This window comes from Rhodanobacter ginsenosidimutans, from assembly GCF_042655685.1.
GTDB lineage: Bacteria > Pseudomonadota > Gammaproteobacteria > Xanthomonadales > Rhodanobacteraceae > Rhodanobacter > Rhodanobacter ginsenosidimutans.
The window spans coordinates 159,162-173,196 of sequence record NZ_JBHSMM010000004.1 but is presented as its reverse complement, the minus strand read 5'-3'; the positions used below and the strand labels follow the sequence as shown (position 1 = coordinate 173,196).

The window sequence follows — 14,035 nt, the reverse complement described above, 5'->3', positions numbered from 1 at the left end:
GGACTACTGCTTCCGTACGTTGGCCACGATTTCGCGCAGGTTGCGTGACAACCCCTCGCGATTGGCCAGGTCCTCGATGACCCTGCGGGCCGCTTCACGACGGCCCGGCTCCAGCCGTTGCCAGCCGTTGAAAGCGGTAGCCAGCCGCGCGGCTACCTGAGGGTTGAGCGCATCTAGCTGCACCAGTCGCTCGGCCAGGAAGCGGTAACCCGCGCCATCCGCACGGTGGAAACCGCTGGGGTTGGCGCGCACGAATGCACCCAGCAGCGACTGCACGCGGTTGGGATTCTTCAGGGTGAACGAGGCGTCACGCTCCAGCGTCAACACGCGATCCAGCGCCGTCTCGCCCGGCACCTGTGCCTGCGCCATGAACCATTTGTCCAATGCCAGCGCGTTGTCGGCATAGCGCTGGCGATAGTGCGCCAGCGCCGCCGGTGCCTGCGCGGCGTCGCTGCGCAACAAGGCCATCAACGCGCCAAGCCGATCAGTCATGCCAGGTGCGCTGGCGTATTGGGTAGCGGCAAGTGGCTGCGCCACGCCGGGGTCGATCAGGCACAGCAGTTCCAGCACGCGCTGTTTCAGCCGGCGTCGGGCCTGACTGGCGGCATCGAGGGAAAGGCTGGCTTCGCCGGCCAGCGCCAGATAACGCTGATGCAGCGCCTCGGCGCCGATGCGCTCCGCCAGCTGCCGCTGCAGTTGCTGGCGCAAGGCGTGGATGCGGGCCGGGTCGACGCTGGCCTCCCGCTCGGCCCACTCCACTTCGCTCGGTGGCGTCAGCAGGTTGGCCAGCAGGGCGGGCTCGACATCGTTGTGGGCGAACAAGACAGACAACGCGTCGAGCCACGCCTCCAGTGCGTGGCTGGCGCCGCCATCGCGCAGCTCGACATAGGCCAGCGTGGCCAGTTGCTGGCTGGCCTCCCAACGGTTGAAGCCGTCAGGGTCGTGGCGCAGTAGCAGCGCCAGTTCGGTGGCGTCGTAGTCGTACTCCAGGATCACCGGCGCGGAAAAGCCGCGCAGCAGCGACGGCACCGGTGCCGTCGGCACGCCCCGGAAGATGAAGGTCTGCTCGTCCGCCTCCAACACCACCACGCACTCGGTTTGCGGTTTGGCCGTCTGGCCGTCCAGATGCAAGGCCGTCATCCGCCCGTCGTCGTCGAACAGCGCCAGCTTCACCGGAATGGGCAGGGCCTGTTTTTGTGGCTGGCCTGACGTGGCTGGTGTGTGCTGGCGCAAGGTCAGCGCATAGCTGCGGCGGGCTTCGTCGTACTCGCCGTGTGCATGCAGGCGGGGCGTGCCGGCCTGGCCGTACCACGCCAGGTAGGGGCCGAGGTCGGTGTGGTTGGCTTCGCCCAGCGCACCAAGAAAATCCTCCAGCGTGGCGGCGCGGCCATCGTTGCGCGCGAAGTACAGGTCCATGCCGCGTCGGAAACCCTCGGGACCCAGGCGGCCGGCCAGCATGCGCACCAGTTCGGCGCCTTTCTCGTACACCGTGGCGGTGTAGAAATTGTTGATCTCGCTGTACTGCGCCGGGCGCACGGGATGGGCAAGCGGGCCGGCGTCCTCGGGGAACTGGGCGCGGCGCAGCAGCGATACGTCCTCGATGCGCTTCAGCGACGTGGAGTTCATGTCCGCCGAGAAGCTCTGCTCGCGGAACACCGTGAGCCCTTCCTTCAGCGACAGCTGGAACCAGTCGCGGCAGGTCACCCGGTTGCCGCTCCAGTTGTGGAAATACTCGTGCGCGATCACCGATTCCACGTGGCGGTACTCGTCGTCCGTGCTGGAGTCGGGGTCGGCCAGCAGGTACTTCGCGTTGAAGATGTTGAGGCCCTTGTTCTCCATCGCGCCCATGTTGAAATCGTGGGTGGCAACCACGTGGAAAACATCCAGGTCGTAGTTGCGGCCGTAGGTCTGCTCGTCCCAGCGCATCGAGCGCTCCAGCGCATCCATCGCGTAATCGCAGCGATCGATGACGTCGGCCTCCGACCAGATTTTCAGCGTGACCGCGCGGCCCTCGGCGGTGACGTAGTCACGTTCGATCGACTGCAGGCGGCCGGCCACCACGGCGAACAGGTAGCTGGGTTTCGGGTGCGGATCGGCGAAACGCGCCCAGTGCCGGCCATCGTCCAGTACGCCGGCGCCATCGGGATTGCCGCCGGCCAGCAGCACCGGGAAGCGATCGCGATCGGCGCGCAGGGTGACGGTGTAGCGCGCCTGCACGTCCGGCCGATCAGGGAAGAACGTGATGTGCCGAAACCCTTCGGCCTCGCATTGGGTCAGCAGGAAACCCGCCTCGGCCGACCCGGAAAGATAGAGCCCCTCCAGCGCGGTATTGGCCGCGGGGCGCAGGCGTACGCGGGTTTCCAGCACGCTGCCATCGCGCGCGCCGTCCACCTCCAGCACGTTGCTGGCGTAGCGGAAGGCGTCGGGTGGAAGCGTGGTGCCGTCGAGCGTGATCGACAGCAACTCTAGGTTTTCGCCATCCAGACGCAGCGGTTGCGTCTGTGCGGGGTCGCGACGCAAGTGCAATCGCGCGGTGACTTCGGTGGTGTCGATGGCCAGGTCGAAGTCCAGTTCGACCGTTTCGACGCGCCACGCCGGCGCGCGGTAAGCGTCCAGACGGGTGGGGGCGGCAAGTTGTTCAGGGCGGGCATTCATGCGGAAAACAGATGGGTGTGAGAGGCGATCAGGCTAACATGGGCCTTTTCGCGACAGGAGCATCCGATGACGCGCTATACCGTCGAAGAGGTCTTGTGGGACGAGCAAACCGTCCTGGTGCTGACCGACCAAGCGCAGCAACGGCACGTGCAGATTGCCCGCCACGGCGCGGCCTTGCTCACCTTCAAGATCATGGTCAGCGGCGTACTGCACGACCTCGCCGACGGCTATCGTGATGCCGCCGAGATCGTCAGCCGGCCGAGTTCGCGTTTCGCCATCATGGTGCCGTTCGGTGGCCGCATTGCCGCCGCGCGCTATGAATTCGATGGCCAGGCGCAGGATCTGCAGCCGGGCGTGGTGGGCGATCAGCGCGCCAGCCGTCACGGCTTCGTGCGCGGCGTGGATTTCGACATCGTTGCCTTGTCGGCCGACGAGCAGCGCGCGCAGCTGACCTTGGCGACGTCGTCGATCCGGCCGCAGCCGGGTTACCCGCACGCGATTGACCTCAGCATCACCTACACGTTGGACGCGCAGGGGCTCACGCTGGAAGCGGCCATGCGCAACGTGGGCGACAGCGCCGCGCCGTGCTTTTTCGGCTGGCATCCGTACTTCCGCCTGCCGGCCGGCGAGGTGGACGACTGGCAGCTGCAGATACCCGCGCAAACGCTGATCCACACCGACGCCAACCTCATCGCGTTGCCCGGCGCGCCCGCGTACGTGGCGCTGGATGACGCGCCCGCGCTGGATTTCCGCGTGCCGCGGCGCATCGACGACGCCATCATCGACCAGGGCTACACCGACCTGGAGCCGGAAACGGACGGGCGCATCCGCACCTATTTGCGCGACCCGGCCAGTGGTGTGGGCATTGCGGTGTGGCAGGAGCGCGGCATGATGCACGCCTTCACCGCCGACACGGTGACGCGCGACGTGCGCGGCGCGGTGGCGCTGGAGCCGATGGAATGCATGGCCAACGCGTTCAACCGGCCCGAGTGTGCCGACACGATCCGGTTGATGCCGGGCGCCGAGCGTCGCTTCCGCTGCGGCGTGGAAATCGACATGGACGCCGTGGCCTCGGCATGAATCGCGACGCACTCCCCACCCTCGACGATATCCGTGCCGCCGCTGCGCGCATCGCGCCGTATGCGCAGCTCACACCGGTGCTGCGCAGCGACGCGCTGGACACGTTGGCCGGCGCGCGGCTGCATTTCAAGTGCGAAAACCTGCAGCGCAGCGGCGCTTTCAAGTTTCGCGGCGCCTGCAACGCGGTGTGGGCGCTGGACGATGATCAGGCCGCGCGCGGCGTGATCACGCATTCGTCCGGCAACCACGGCAACGCGCTGGCGCTGGCCGCAGCCACGCGTGGCATCGCGGCGCACGTGGTGATTCCCGAGGGCGCGGTGCGTGCCAAGGTCGAGGCGATCGAACGCGCCGGCGGCACCGTGCATCGCTGCGCCCCCACGCAGGCTGCGCGCGAGGCGACGGCCGCCGAATTGCAGCGCCAGACCGGCGCCGTCTTCGTGCACCCCTATGCCGACACCCGGGTGATGGCGGGGCAGGGCACGCTGGCGCTGGAGCTGTTGCAGCAGGTGCCGGACATCGACACCTTGATGACGCCGGTGGGCGGTGGGGGGCTGGCCACCGGCGTGGCGATTGCTGCGCATGCGCTGGATCCGACGCTGGCGCTGTTCGGCGCCGAACCGGCCGGTGCCGATGACGCGGCGCGATCGCTGGCGCAGGGTTCGCGGGTCACCACCGTCGTACCCGACACGCTTTGCGACGGCCTGCGTGCGTTGGTGGGCGAGCACAACCTGGAGGCGCTGCGCGCGCACCATGTCGAGGTCATCACCGTGACCGACGACGAAACCGTGGCCGCGATGCAGCTGTTGTGGCGCGAGCTGAAAGTGCTGGTCGAAGTGTCCAGCGCCACCGTGCTGGCGGCGATACTGAAGCGGCCCGAACGCTTCGCAGGCCGCTGCGTGGGCGTGGTGCTTACCGGCGGCAATATCGACCTTGCGGCGTTGCCTTGGTGAATGCGCTGTGGGAGCGACTTCAGTCGCGATGCTCTGGCTCCAGAGCTCCAAAGCAAAAGCATCGCGGCTGAAGCCGCTCCCACAGAACCTTCAGCGGCCGGCGCGACGTGCGCCGACACCGCTGATCGCCAGCAATCCCAGCAGCACCAGCACGATGCCGACCCACTCCATCAACGACGGTCGTTCGTGCAGGATCAGCCACGCCAGCACCACGCTGACGATGGGCACGCCCAGGCTGGAGACGCTGGCCACGGTGGTCGGCAGGCGCTGCAGCACGATGGACCACAGCCACCACGCCAGGCTGGACGCCAACAGCACGCTGTAGGCCAGGCCGGCGATGAAGGCGCCACTCCACTCGATGTCGCGCTCCGGCGTCACCAGTGCCAGCACGCCCAGCGCCATGCCGCCCAAGAGCATCTGCCATGCCGTGAGGTTCAGCACCGACGGCGCGTGGCGCTGGAACATGCGCTTGCTGAGCACCGTGCCGGCCGCCCAAGCCGCGCCGCCGGCGATCGCCAGCGTGGTGCTCAGCGCGCTGCCCAGCTCGTGCCAGGGTTCGATGATGCAGACCAGGCCGATCGCGGCCAGCGCCACGCCAACCCAGTGACGCGCGGTGGGGCGGTCGCCCAGCACCAGCCACGCCAGGAACACCGCCCAGAACGGCATCGTGTAGGCCAGCAACGCCACATGGCCGGCGCCGCCGTCCATCAGCGCCCACTGTTCCAGCCCCTGGAACGCGGCGGTCTGGCACAGGCCGATCGCCAGCGTGGGCAGCAACGGTGGCGGCCGCAGCGATTGGCGCAACAGCAGCAAGGCCGTAAACAACACGCCGGCGCCCAGCAGATAGCGCAGCGCCGCGAAGTGGAACGGTCCGGCGTATGCCAGCACCTGTTTCATCACCACCCAGCTGTAGGCCCAGATCAGGATGGTGCCGATCAACGCGAACAGCGCGCCGCGTTGCGGAGAGGGGGAAATGGTCATGATGGGGCGATACGGAAGGTGGCGCAGTGTAGCGTGCCGCAGCGAAGTGGCGTGCGCTGCCCGCCATCGGTGCGAGCCGTTTTAGGGACGGTCTGAACAAGCGTTTGCTCGTCATCCCAGCGAAAGCTGGAATCCAGTGTCCTCAAGAGGTTGCCGAGGCACTGGATCCCAGCTTTCGCTGGGATGACGACTTGCTCGGACCTTCCTCAGTAGTGCGGCAGAGCGGCGTTGCACCCCGCCGCGATACCATGGGCGGAATCACGTCGCCGTCCGTTGCACGGCGACTTCCATCCCTTCACCCGTTTCGAGCCCGCACGCATGAGCCCTACGCGCCTGGAAATCATCCGCCCCGACGACTGGCACCTGCACCTGCGCGATGGCGAGGCGCTGGCGTCGGTCATCGCGCATACGGCAAAGCGGTTCGCCCGCGCCATCGTGATGCCCAACCTCAAGCCGCCGGTAACCACCGTGGCCCAGGCCGAGGATTACCGCCGGCGCATTCTCGCCAGCCTGCCGAACGGCTCGCGCTTCCAGCCGTTGATGACGCTGTACCTCACGGAAACCACCACGGTCGACGAGATTGCCCGCGCCGCCGCCAGCGACAGCGTTTTCGCGGTGAAGTATTACCCGGCCGGCGCCACCACCAATTCGCAAGCGGGTGTGCGCGATCTGGCCCACGTCTATCCCGTGCTGGAGGCGATGGAGAAACATCAGCTGCCGTTGCTGATGCACGGCGAGGTCACCGATCCGGCGGTTGACATCTTCGATCGCGAGCGCGTCTTCATCGAGCGTCACCTGATGCCGCTGCGTGAAAAATTTCCGACCCTGCGCATGGTGCTGGAACACATCACCACCCGCGACGCCGTCGATTTCATCAGCACCGCGCCGGCCAACGTGGCCGCCACCATCACCGCGCATCACCTGCTGCTCAATCGCAATGCGCTGTTCGAGGGCGGCATCCGGCCGCACAACTACTGCGCGCCGGTGTTGAAGCGCGAAACCCATCGCGCGGCGCTGCTGCAGGCGGCCACCAGTGGCAACCCGCATTTCTTCCTCGGCACGGACAGCGCGCCACACATCCGCGAAGCGAAGGAAGCGGCCTGCGGCTGCGCCGGCGTCTACACCGCCCACGCGGCGATCGAGCTGTACGCCGAAGCGTTCGAGCAGGCCGGCAAGCTGGATCAGCTCGAAGCCTTTGCCAGCTTCCACGGCCCGGATTTCTATCGTCTGCCACGCAACCTGGATCGGCTCACGCTTGAGCGCACGCTCTGGCAGGTGCCCGACGAGTTCCCCATGGCCGGCGCCACCTGCCGGCCGATGCGTGCGGGCGAATCGATCGCGTGGTCGATCACCGACAACGCGGCGGCCTGAGCCTTTGGTGGCGGCAGCGTGTGGCAACATGATCGCTTTCCCGCCAGGCCTGTTTCCATGAGCGTCCCCTCGAATCCCGTGCGTTGCGCCTGGGCCGGCAGCGACGCGCTGATGCGCGACTACCACGACACCGAATGGGGCGTGCCGCTGCACGATGACCGCGCGCTGTTCGAGTTCCTCTGCCTCGAAGGCGCCCAAGCCGGCTTGTCCTGGCGCACCGTGCTGACCAAGCGCGACAACTACCGCAAGGCGTTCCACGATTTCGAGATCGCCCGCGTCGCCGCGATGACGGACCGCGCGCTGGAAAAGCGCCTGCTCGATCCCGGCATCATCCGCAACCGCCTGAAAGTCTCATCCACCCGCGGCAACGCGATTGCCGCGCTCGAGGTGATTGACGAGTTCGGCAGCCTCGACGCGTACCTGTGGTCCTTCGTCGACGGCAAGCCGCTGGTGAACCACTGGCGTGAACCGTCCGAGGTGCCCGCCAGCACCGCGCTTTCCGACCGCATGAGCAAGGCGCTGAAGAAGCGCGGCTTCCGCTTCGTGGGCAGCACCATCTGCTACTCGCTGCTGCAGGCGACGGGCATGATCAACGACCATCTGGTCGGTTGTTTCCGGCATCCGGGATCCCGGCCGCGCCAGCCGTAGCGAACGCCGATCAATTCCGGCTGGCGGCTTTCGCGGTATTGGCTTCGTTGGCCGGGTCTTCGCGCAGCAGGCGGCGGGTGACGCCGTTGGTCCAGCCGAAGCCGTCCTGCAGCGGGTATTCGCCGCCGCCACCGCCCACGGCGCAGTCGTCCTGTTTCATCACCACGTATTTTTCGACCAATTTGCTTTCGCGCTGATACAGGCTGCCGACCGTGTGCAGCCAGCGTTTGGCGATCTCGTCGGCCAGCGGGTCGTCGTAATGGCGCAGGCCGCCGATGGCCAGCCATTGCAGTGGCGCCCAGCCGTTGGGTTGGTCCCATTGCTGGCCGCTGATGCTTTCGCTGGTGCCGATGCCACCGTCCTGCAGCAATCGCGCGCGAAGCGCTTCGCCCACGCGCCGGGCCTGCTCGCGGGTGGCGATGTTGATGTACAGCGGTGTGGCGGTGGCCGCGTTCAGTGCGGTGCGCGGTGCCTGCCGCTGCCAGTCGTAGTCGAGGTAGGCGCCGGCCTCTTCGTTCCACAACATCTTGTCGATCGCCGCGCGTCGGGCGCGGGCCTTTTCCTGGAAGGCTTCGCCCTGTTCACGCTGGCCGTTGGCGTGGCTGAGCAGGCCGATCTGCCCTTCGAGCTTGTACAGCAGCGCGTTCAGATCGACCGGCAGGATCGAGGTGGTACGGATGCTGGCCAGGCTGGCATCGTCGTCGCACCAGCGGGCACTGAAATCCCAGCCGGAGGCGGCGCCGGCACGCAGTTCGCGGTAGACCTCGTGCACCGGACGTGAGGATTGTTTGGCCGTGGTCACGTCTTCCAGGTAGGACTCTTCGCGCGGTGTGTCGCGGTCATCCCAGTAGCGGTTGAGCAGGCTGCCGTCCTCCAGCCGCACGCAGTGGCGGTGGGCGTCGCCGGGGCGCAGGTCGTCGGCACCGTCCATCCAGTAGGTGTATTCCTTGCGCAGCCGCGGCAGGTATTCCATCGCCGCGCAGATGCCGCTGTGCTCGAACAACTCCACCATCAACGCGAACACCGGCGGTTGCGAGCGGCTGAGGTAATAGCTGCGGTTGCCGTTGGGCACGTGGCCGTAGGTGTCGATCAGGTAGGCGAAATTGTTGGCCATGTCGCGCAGCAGATCCTGCCTCCCACTTTCGGCCAGGCCCAGCATGGTGAAATAGGAATCCCAGTAGTACAGCTCGCTGAAGCGCCCGCCCGGCACCACGTAGGGGTTGGGCAGGGGCAGGATGGAGCTGTGCGCGGGGTGCTCGCGCGGCTGCCGCGTGAGCACGTTCCACAAGCCGTCGATGTGGTCCCGCAGCGGCTGGCCGGGTGTCGAGACGTAGTGGCTGTGATGGACTTCCGGCGGCGAGAAATGCTGTTTCACGAACGCCTTGAGATCGAAATCCGCCGCGTCGCTCTGGCAGCGGTAGGCGTCCAGTATTTTCTCGGGGTCGCCGCGCGGCGCGCAATCGACGAAGGTCTTGCTGTCTTCGAACACGCGGCCCGATTGCACCGCCACGAACAGCTCCTGATAGCGATCGGCTGGTGTGAGCGTGTCGGCCGGTGCGGCGCGGGCGGCGCGCTCGGCGTTGGCATGCGGGTCCAGTACGGTCATCGCCGGCTCACTGTTCGTGGTAGTTCCACAGCAGGCCGCCGTCGATGCCCACCGTGGTGCCGGTGATATACGCCGCATCGTCGCTGGCCAGGAAGGCCGCCACGCCGGCCACGTCCTCCGGCGTGCCCAGCCGCTTCAGCGGGATGTTCGCGCGCAGCGCCTTCAGTAGTGCGGGGTCGTCCATCAGCTCGGCGTTGATCGGCGTCTTGATCGCGCCCGGCGCGATGTTGTTGATGGTGATGCCCAGCGGCGCCAGCTCGATGGCCAGGTCGCGCGTCAGCATTTTCAGGCCGCCCTTGCTGGCGCAATAGCTGGCGAAATGCGGAAACGGCAATTCCTCGTGCACCGAGCTGATGTTGATCACCCGGCCGTCGCCACCGCGTTCGCGCACATGCCTGGCGAAGGCTTGGGTGATGAAGAACGGGCCTTTCAGGTTGACGTGCATCACCAGGTCGTAATCGGCTTCGCTGGCGTCCAGGAAGCCGGCGCGCCGCTCCACGCCGGCGTTGTTGACCAGGATGTCGATGCGGCCCATCGCGGCCACGCCTTCGCGGATCACACGCTGGCCATCGGCCACCTTGCCCACGTCGCCGACCAGCAGTGCCGTCTTGGCGCCCATCGCCTGCAGCTCCTGCAGGGTCTCCTCGGCGCGCGGGTTGTCCGACAGATCCTCGATGATGACAGCGGCGCCTTCCTGCGCCAGCCGCGTGGCGATGGCGCGGCCGATACCCTGCGCGCCGCCGGTCACCAATGCCACCTTGCCTTGCAACTTCATCGCGGCTCCCTGCATCGAAAACAATGTCTTCAAGGATAAGCCGCGGTGGTGTGAACGCGATGCGAGCGGGGAGCGCGCGGGGCTCAGGTCAGCGCCGCGAACCGCGCAGGCTGTCGACCGAGAAACTGGCGATCTCGACACCGCCTGCGCCGCGCCGCGCCTGTCCTTGCGGCGGCCCCCATGCGTGCGCGGTGACCACTTCCCAGGTGGCCGGGATATGGCCGTCCAAACGCATGGACTCGTACGCTTCCAGCATGCGCTGGTAGCGCGCCTTGCCGGTGAGGCCGCGCTCGCGCGCGCGGTCGGCGTTGGTGGCGCCCAGGCCCTGCAGATCCTGCAGCAGCTTGCGCGGTTCGCTGTAGGTGAGGGTGTAGCGGCACACGTCGAGCACCGGGTCGCGCAGGCCCGCGGCCAGTACCGCATCGCCCACGTCGTGCATGTCCAGGAAGCGGCTGACGTGGGCTTGCTGGTCGGCCTCGGCCCAGGCCGCGCGCAGCTCCTTCAGCGTGTCCGGGCCGAAGCTGGAAAAGACCAGCATGCCGCCGGGTTTCAGCACGCGTACGCATTCGGCGAACAGCGGCGGCAGTGTATCGACCCACTGGAAACAGAGGTTGGAATGCAGCACGTCGACGCTGTGGTCGGCCAATGGCAAGGCGGTCGCTTCGGCGCAGACGCGCAGGAACGGCTTGCGCCAGCTGCTGTGTTTTTTCGCGGCGCGCAACATCGGCAGCGCGAGGTCGATGGCGATCACTTCCGCCTTGGGATAGCGCTGTTTCAGCAACGCGCTGCCGCGGCCGGTGCCGGCGCCGATGTCCACCACGCGCTGCGGCGTCTGCAAATAGAAGTCCAGACGATCGAGCAGCAGCGACTGCACTTCGCGCTGCAGCACGTCGTGCTTTTCGTAGGTGCCGGCGGCGCGGCCGAACTGATGGGCTATGCGGGATGGGTCGAGCTGGAACGCGGTCATGGCATCGGTTTCATCGTTCGAAAGTGGCCAGCAAGGGCTGCAATGCCTGCGCCACGGCATCGGCGTGGGCGAAGAACGGCGCGTGGCCGGCTTGCGGTATGTCGTGATAGTGCCCGGCGCACTGGCTGGCCGACCACTGCATCGCCTGCGGCGGCACCAGCCGGTCGCGGCGACCGGAGATCCACGTGCTGGGTACGGTGAGGTCGGGCAGGGCGGCGCGGCGATCGCTGGTTTCCAGCAGCGCGATGCCTTCCTGCAGCACGCGCCGGTCCGGTTCGCCACGCTCGAATACCAGTGTGCGCAGATGGCGCAATTCTGCGCGCGGATCGGCGCTGCCCATCGCCTCCAGCGCCAGGAAGCGCTCCAGCGTGGCGTGGTAATCGGTTTCCAGATCGGTCGCCAGCTGACGGACCAGCGTCTCGTCGGCGCCATGCGGCCAGCTGGCGTCGCGTGCGAATTTCGGCGTGGCGCACAACATCGCCAGGCCGCGCACCTGGCGCGGCATGTCCAGTGCGGCGGTGAGCGCGATCAATCCGCCCAGCGACCAGCCCAGCCATATCGCCGGTGGCGTCTGCGCCGCGATCGCGGCGGCGCAGGCGCGCGGTTCCAGCGGCAGTTCGCTGTCGCGCGAATAGCCATGGCCGGGCAGGTCGACCACATACATTGTGCACTGGTCGTCGAGCGCCTCCACTAACGGCGCCAGCACGCCGCCGTGCATGGCCCAGCCGTGCAGCATCACCAGTGGGACGGGGCCGTGGCCTGCCTTTTCGACAAAAAGCTTCACGCGTTGGCCTCCTCTCCCCTGCGGGGAGAGGATTGAGGAGAGGGGGCGGGGCTTGCGGGGGGGATGATTGGAGCGCGCTTCGCATCAACAGGGCCGCCAGCGCGTCCCCTCTCCCCAGCCCTCTCCCCGCAGGGGAGAGGGGGCAGATCAGGCTTCGACAGGGCTTCATCGCCAGCTGGTTCGGCGGCCGGCGGCGAAGGCAGCAACCGCTTGTCCACCGCCACGCGTCCGTCGAACACGAAGCAGTCGCCCTGCCAGTGCACGCCGTCGGTTTGTTCGAGGTATTTCAGGATGCCGCCTTCGAGCTGGTAGACGTGATCCATCCCCAGCGCCTGCATGTGCAGCGCGGCTTTCTCGCAACGGATGCCGCCGGTGCAGTACGACACCACGGTCTTGCCGGCGTAGCGCTGGCGGTCGGCGGCGATGGCGGCGGGGAAGGCGGTGAAGTTGGCCAGGGCGTAATCGACCGCGCCGCTGAAGCGGCCCAGCGCGATTTCGTAATCGTTGCGGGTATCCAGCAGCACCACGTCGCGGCCGTCGTCGTCGTGACCGCTCGACAGCCAGCGTTGCAACGTGGGGGCATCGACGGCGGGCGCGCGGCCGCCCTCGGGCTGGATGGTCGGCTGGCGCATGCTGATGATTTCGCGCTTCAGGCGCACCCGCAGGCGGCCGAACGGCACGCTGTCGGAGAGCGATTCCTTCACTGCCATGTCGGCAAAGCGTGCGTCGGCATGCAGGTGCGCCAGGAACTGGTCGATTCCCTCGCGGCCGCCGGCCAGGAACAGGTTGATGCCTTCGGGCGCCAGCAGGACGGTGCCCTTCAGCGCGGCCGATTCGCAGCGTTCGCGCAGGCGTTCGCGCAGCCCGGGAAGGTCGTCCAGGCGGATGAATTTATAGGCGGCAATGTTGACGATCGACATGGAAAACTTCGCAAGCAGGCCCGCAATTATACGCGGCGGGGCGAAGCGGCCGGTGCGGGCAGGGTTTCCAGCGCGGCCAGCAACTGATCGACGTGGGCGTCGTCATGGGCCGCCGACAGCGTGATGCGCAGGCGCGCCTTGCCGGCGGGCACGGTGGGCGGGCGGATGGCGCCGACCAGCAGGCCGTGTTGTTCCAGGTGGTGCGAGGCGGCCATGGCGGTGTCGGCGTCGCCCAGCATCAGCGGCTGGATGGCGCTGGAGGACGGCAGCAGCGGCAGGCCCAGTTCGGCGGCGCCACGGCGGAAGCGGGCGATGTTGGCGGCGAGTTTTTCGCGGCGCCAGGTTTCGGACTGCGCCAGTTGCACCGCGACCCGCGCGGCGGCGGCCACGGCCGGCGGCATCGCGGTGGTGTAGATGTAGGGCCGGGCCAGCTGGGTGAGGCCGTCGATCAGCGAGGCCGAACCGGCCACGAATGCGCCGGCGCAACCCAGCGCCTTGCCCAGCGTGGCCATCAGCACGGGCACGTCATCCTGGCCCAGACCCGCCACGCTGAGGCTGCCGGCGCCGTCAGTGCCCATTACGCCCAGGCCGTGGGCGTCGTCGACCATCAAGGTGGCCTGTTCGCGCGTGCATAGATCGGCCAGCTCGCGCAGCGGCGCCACGTCGCCGTCCATGCTGAATACGCCGTCGGTGGCCAGCAGCGCAGCGGCCTCGCCCCGGCTGGCGAATTGCCGCGCCGCGGCCGCCACGTCGGCGTGTGGATAGCGCTTCAACTCGGCGCCGGAAAGCTGCGCGCCATCCAGCAGGCAGGCATGGTTGAGCTTGTCCTGCAGGCACAGGTCGCCGCGCATGAGCAGCGTCTGCAGCACGCCCAGGTTGGCCATGTAGCCGGTGGAAAAAAGCAGGGCGCGGTCGCGCCCGGTCCATGCGGCCAAGGCCTCTTCCAGCGCGGCATGGTCGCGCCGGTGGCCGCAGATCAGATGGGCCGAGGTGCTGCCCACGCCTTCAGCGTCAACCGTGCGCTTGAACGCGGCGACCAGTTGCGGGTGTTGCGCCAGGCCCAGGTAGTCGTTGCTGCAGAACGACAACAGGCGCCGGCCGCCGCTTTCCAGCCAGGGGCCGTCGGCGTGGTCGACCGTGCGCAGGCGGCGCAGCAATTGGGCGGCTTCGCGTTCGGCGCGCTGGGCGGCCAGGCGTTGGAGCAGGTCGGGGCGGGTCATGCTGCAGGGGGGAAGAGCACCCCCTCCCAGCCTCCCCCTGCGAGCAGGGGGAGGGGACAAGCCGCCCTGCTCCCTCCC

The 14,035-nt window shown here is 67.7% G+C and carries 12 protein-coding genes; 4 read left to right on the top strand and 8 right to left on the bottom strand.

Features of this window, described 5'->3' with window-relative positions:
• Positions 1-3 precede the first annotated feature (3 nt).
• Positions 4-2,655 (bottom strand): aminopeptidase N, encoded by a 2,652-nt coding sequence (pepN, locus tag ACFPK0_RS14380; RefSeq protein ID WP_377341719.1) that lies wholly within the window; start codon positions 2,653-2,655, stop codon positions 4-6.
• A 66-nt stretch (positions 2,656-2,721) separates the two neighbouring features.
• Between pepN and ACFPK0_RS14375 the strand changes: the two genes are divergently transcribed.
• Both ACFPK0_RS14375 and ACFPK0_RS14370 read left to right on the top strand, forming a co-directional pair.
• On the top strand, positions 2,722-3,735 hold the full coding sequence (locus ACFPK0_RS14375; RefSeq protein WP_377341717.1) for an aldose 1-epimerase: 1,014 nt from the start codon (positions 2,722-2,724) through the stop codon (positions 3,733-3,735).
• A complete protein-coding gene (locus tag ACFPK0_RS14370) occupies positions 3,732-4,685 on the top strand; it encodes a pyridoxal-phosphate dependent enzyme (protein ID WP_377341715.1) in 954 nt (317 codons plus the stop codon). The genes ACFPK0_RS14375 and ACFPK0_RS14370 overlap by 4 nt, the downstream gene beginning before the upstream one ends.
• 90 nt (positions 4,686-4,775) lie before the next feature.
• Here the strand turns inward: ACFPK0_RS14370 and ACFPK0_RS14365 are convergent, their stop codons facing one another.
• Positions 4,776-5,660 (bottom strand): DMT family transporter, encoded by an 885-nt coding sequence (locus ACFPK0_RS14365; protein ID WP_377341751.1) that lies wholly within the window; start codon positions 5,658-5,660, stop codon positions 4,776-4,778.
• A 324-nt stretch (positions 5,661-5,984) separates the two neighbouring features.
• On the opposite strand from ACFPK0_RS14365, the gene pyrC reads away from it, so the two are divergent.
• Together pyrC and ACFPK0_RS14355 are read left to right on the top strand one after the other, a co-directional pair.
• Positions 5,985-7,037 (top strand): dihydroorotase, encoded by a 1,053-nt coding sequence (gene pyrC / locus ACFPK0_RS14360; RefSeq protein WP_377341713.1) that lies wholly within the window; start codon positions 5,985-5,987, stop codon positions 7,035-7,037.
• A gap of 57 nt (positions 7,038-7,094) precedes the next feature.
• Positions 7,095-7,685 (top strand): DNA-3-methyladenine glycosylase I, encoded by a 591-nt coding sequence (locus ACFPK0_RS14355; RefSeq protein ID WP_377341711.1) that lies wholly within the window; start codon positions 7,095-7,097, stop codon positions 7,683-7,685.
• A 10-nt stretch (positions 7,686-7,695) separates the two neighbouring features.
• On the opposite strand, the gene treF is transcribed toward ACFPK0_RS14355, so the two are convergent.
• The 6 genes from treF to bioF form a co-directional block, all read right to left on the bottom strand.
• Positions 7,696-9,291 (bottom strand): alpha,alpha-trehalase TreF, encoded by a 1,596-nt coding sequence (gene treF, locus ACFPK0_RS14350; RefSeq protein WP_377341709.1) that lies wholly within the window; start codon positions 9,289-9,291, stop codon positions 7,696-7,698.
• A gap of 7 nt (positions 9,292-9,298) precedes the next feature.
• Positions 9,299-10,066 carry an SDR family NAD(P)-dependent oxidoreductase gene (locus tag ACFPK0_RS14345; RefSeq protein WP_377341707.1) on the bottom strand — a complete coding sequence of 256 codons (768 nt, stop codon included), beginning with the start codon at positions 10,064-10,066 and terminating at the stop codon, positions 9,299-9,301.
• 88 nt (positions 10,067-10,154) lie between these two features.
• Entirely contained in the window at positions 10,155-11,033 is an 879-nt protein-coding gene (gene bioC / locus ACFPK0_RS14340) for a malonyl-ACP O-methyltransferase BioC (RefSeq protein WP_056084364.1), read from the bottom strand.
• Between the two features lie 10 nt (positions 11,034-11,043).
• On the bottom strand, positions 11,044-11,817 hold the full coding sequence (gene bioH / locus ACFPK0_RS14335; RefSeq protein WP_377341704.1) for a pimeloyl-ACP methyl ester esterase BioH: 774 nt from the start codon (positions 11,815-11,817) through the stop codon (positions 11,044-11,046).
• A complete protein-coding gene (locus ACFPK0_RS14330; protein WP_377341702.1) occupies positions 11,814-12,737 on the bottom strand; it encodes a sulfurtransferase in 924 nt (307 codons plus the stop codon). Before ACFPK0_RS14330 ends, bioH begins: the two co-directional genes overlap by 4 nt.
• A gap of 26 nt (positions 12,738-12,763) precedes the next feature.
• Positions 12,764-13,957 carry an 8-amino-7-oxononanoate synthase gene (gene bioF / locus ACFPK0_RS14325; protein ID WP_377341700.1) on the bottom strand — a complete coding sequence of 398 codons (1,194 nt, stop codon included), beginning with the start codon at positions 13,955-13,957 and terminating at the stop codon, positions 12,764-12,766.
• Between the last annotated feature and the right edge of the window lie 78 nt (positions 13,958-14,035).

Bases quoted from the DNA above. Each gene is read 5' to 3' on its own strand.
- pepN (WP_377341719.1), bottom strand. From the start codon at position 2,655: ATGAATGCCCGCCCTGAACAACTTGCCGCCCCCACCCGTCTGGACGCT.
- ACFPK0_RS14375 (WP_377341717.1), top strand. From the start codon at position 2,722: ATGACGCGCTATACCGTCGAAGAGGTCTTGTGGGACGAGCAAACCGTC.
- ACFPK0_RS14370 (WP_377341715.1), top strand. From the start codon at position 3,732: ATGAATCGCGACGCACTCCCCACCCTCGACGATATCCGTGCCGCCGCT.
- pyrC (WP_377341713.1), top strand. From the start codon at position 5,985: ATGAGCCCTACGCGCCTGGAAATCATCCGCCCCGACGACTGGCACCTG.
- ACFPK0_RS14355 (WP_377341711.1), top strand. From the start codon at position 7,095: ATGAGCGTCCCCTCGAATCCCGTGCGTTGCGCCTGGGCCGGCAGCGAC.
- treF (WP_377341709.1), bottom strand. From the start codon at position 9,291: ATGACCGTACTGGACCCGCATGCCAACGCCGAGCGCGCCGCCCGCGCC.
- ACFPK0_RS14345 (WP_377341707.1), bottom strand. From the start codon at position 10,066: ATGAAGTTGCAAGGCAAGGTGGCATTGGTGACCGGCGGCGCGCAGGGT.
- bioC (WP_056084364.1), bottom strand. From the start codon at position 11,033: ATGACCGCGTTCCAGCTCGACCCATCCCGCATAGCCCATCAGTTCGGC.
- ACFPK0_RS14330 (WP_377341702.1), bottom strand. From the start codon at position 12,737: ATGTCGATCGTCAACATTGCCGCCTATAAATTCATCCGCCTGGACGAC.
- bioF (WP_377341700.1), bottom strand. From the start codon at position 13,957: ATGACCCGCCCCGACCTGCTCCAACGCCTGGCCGCCCAGCGCGCCGAA.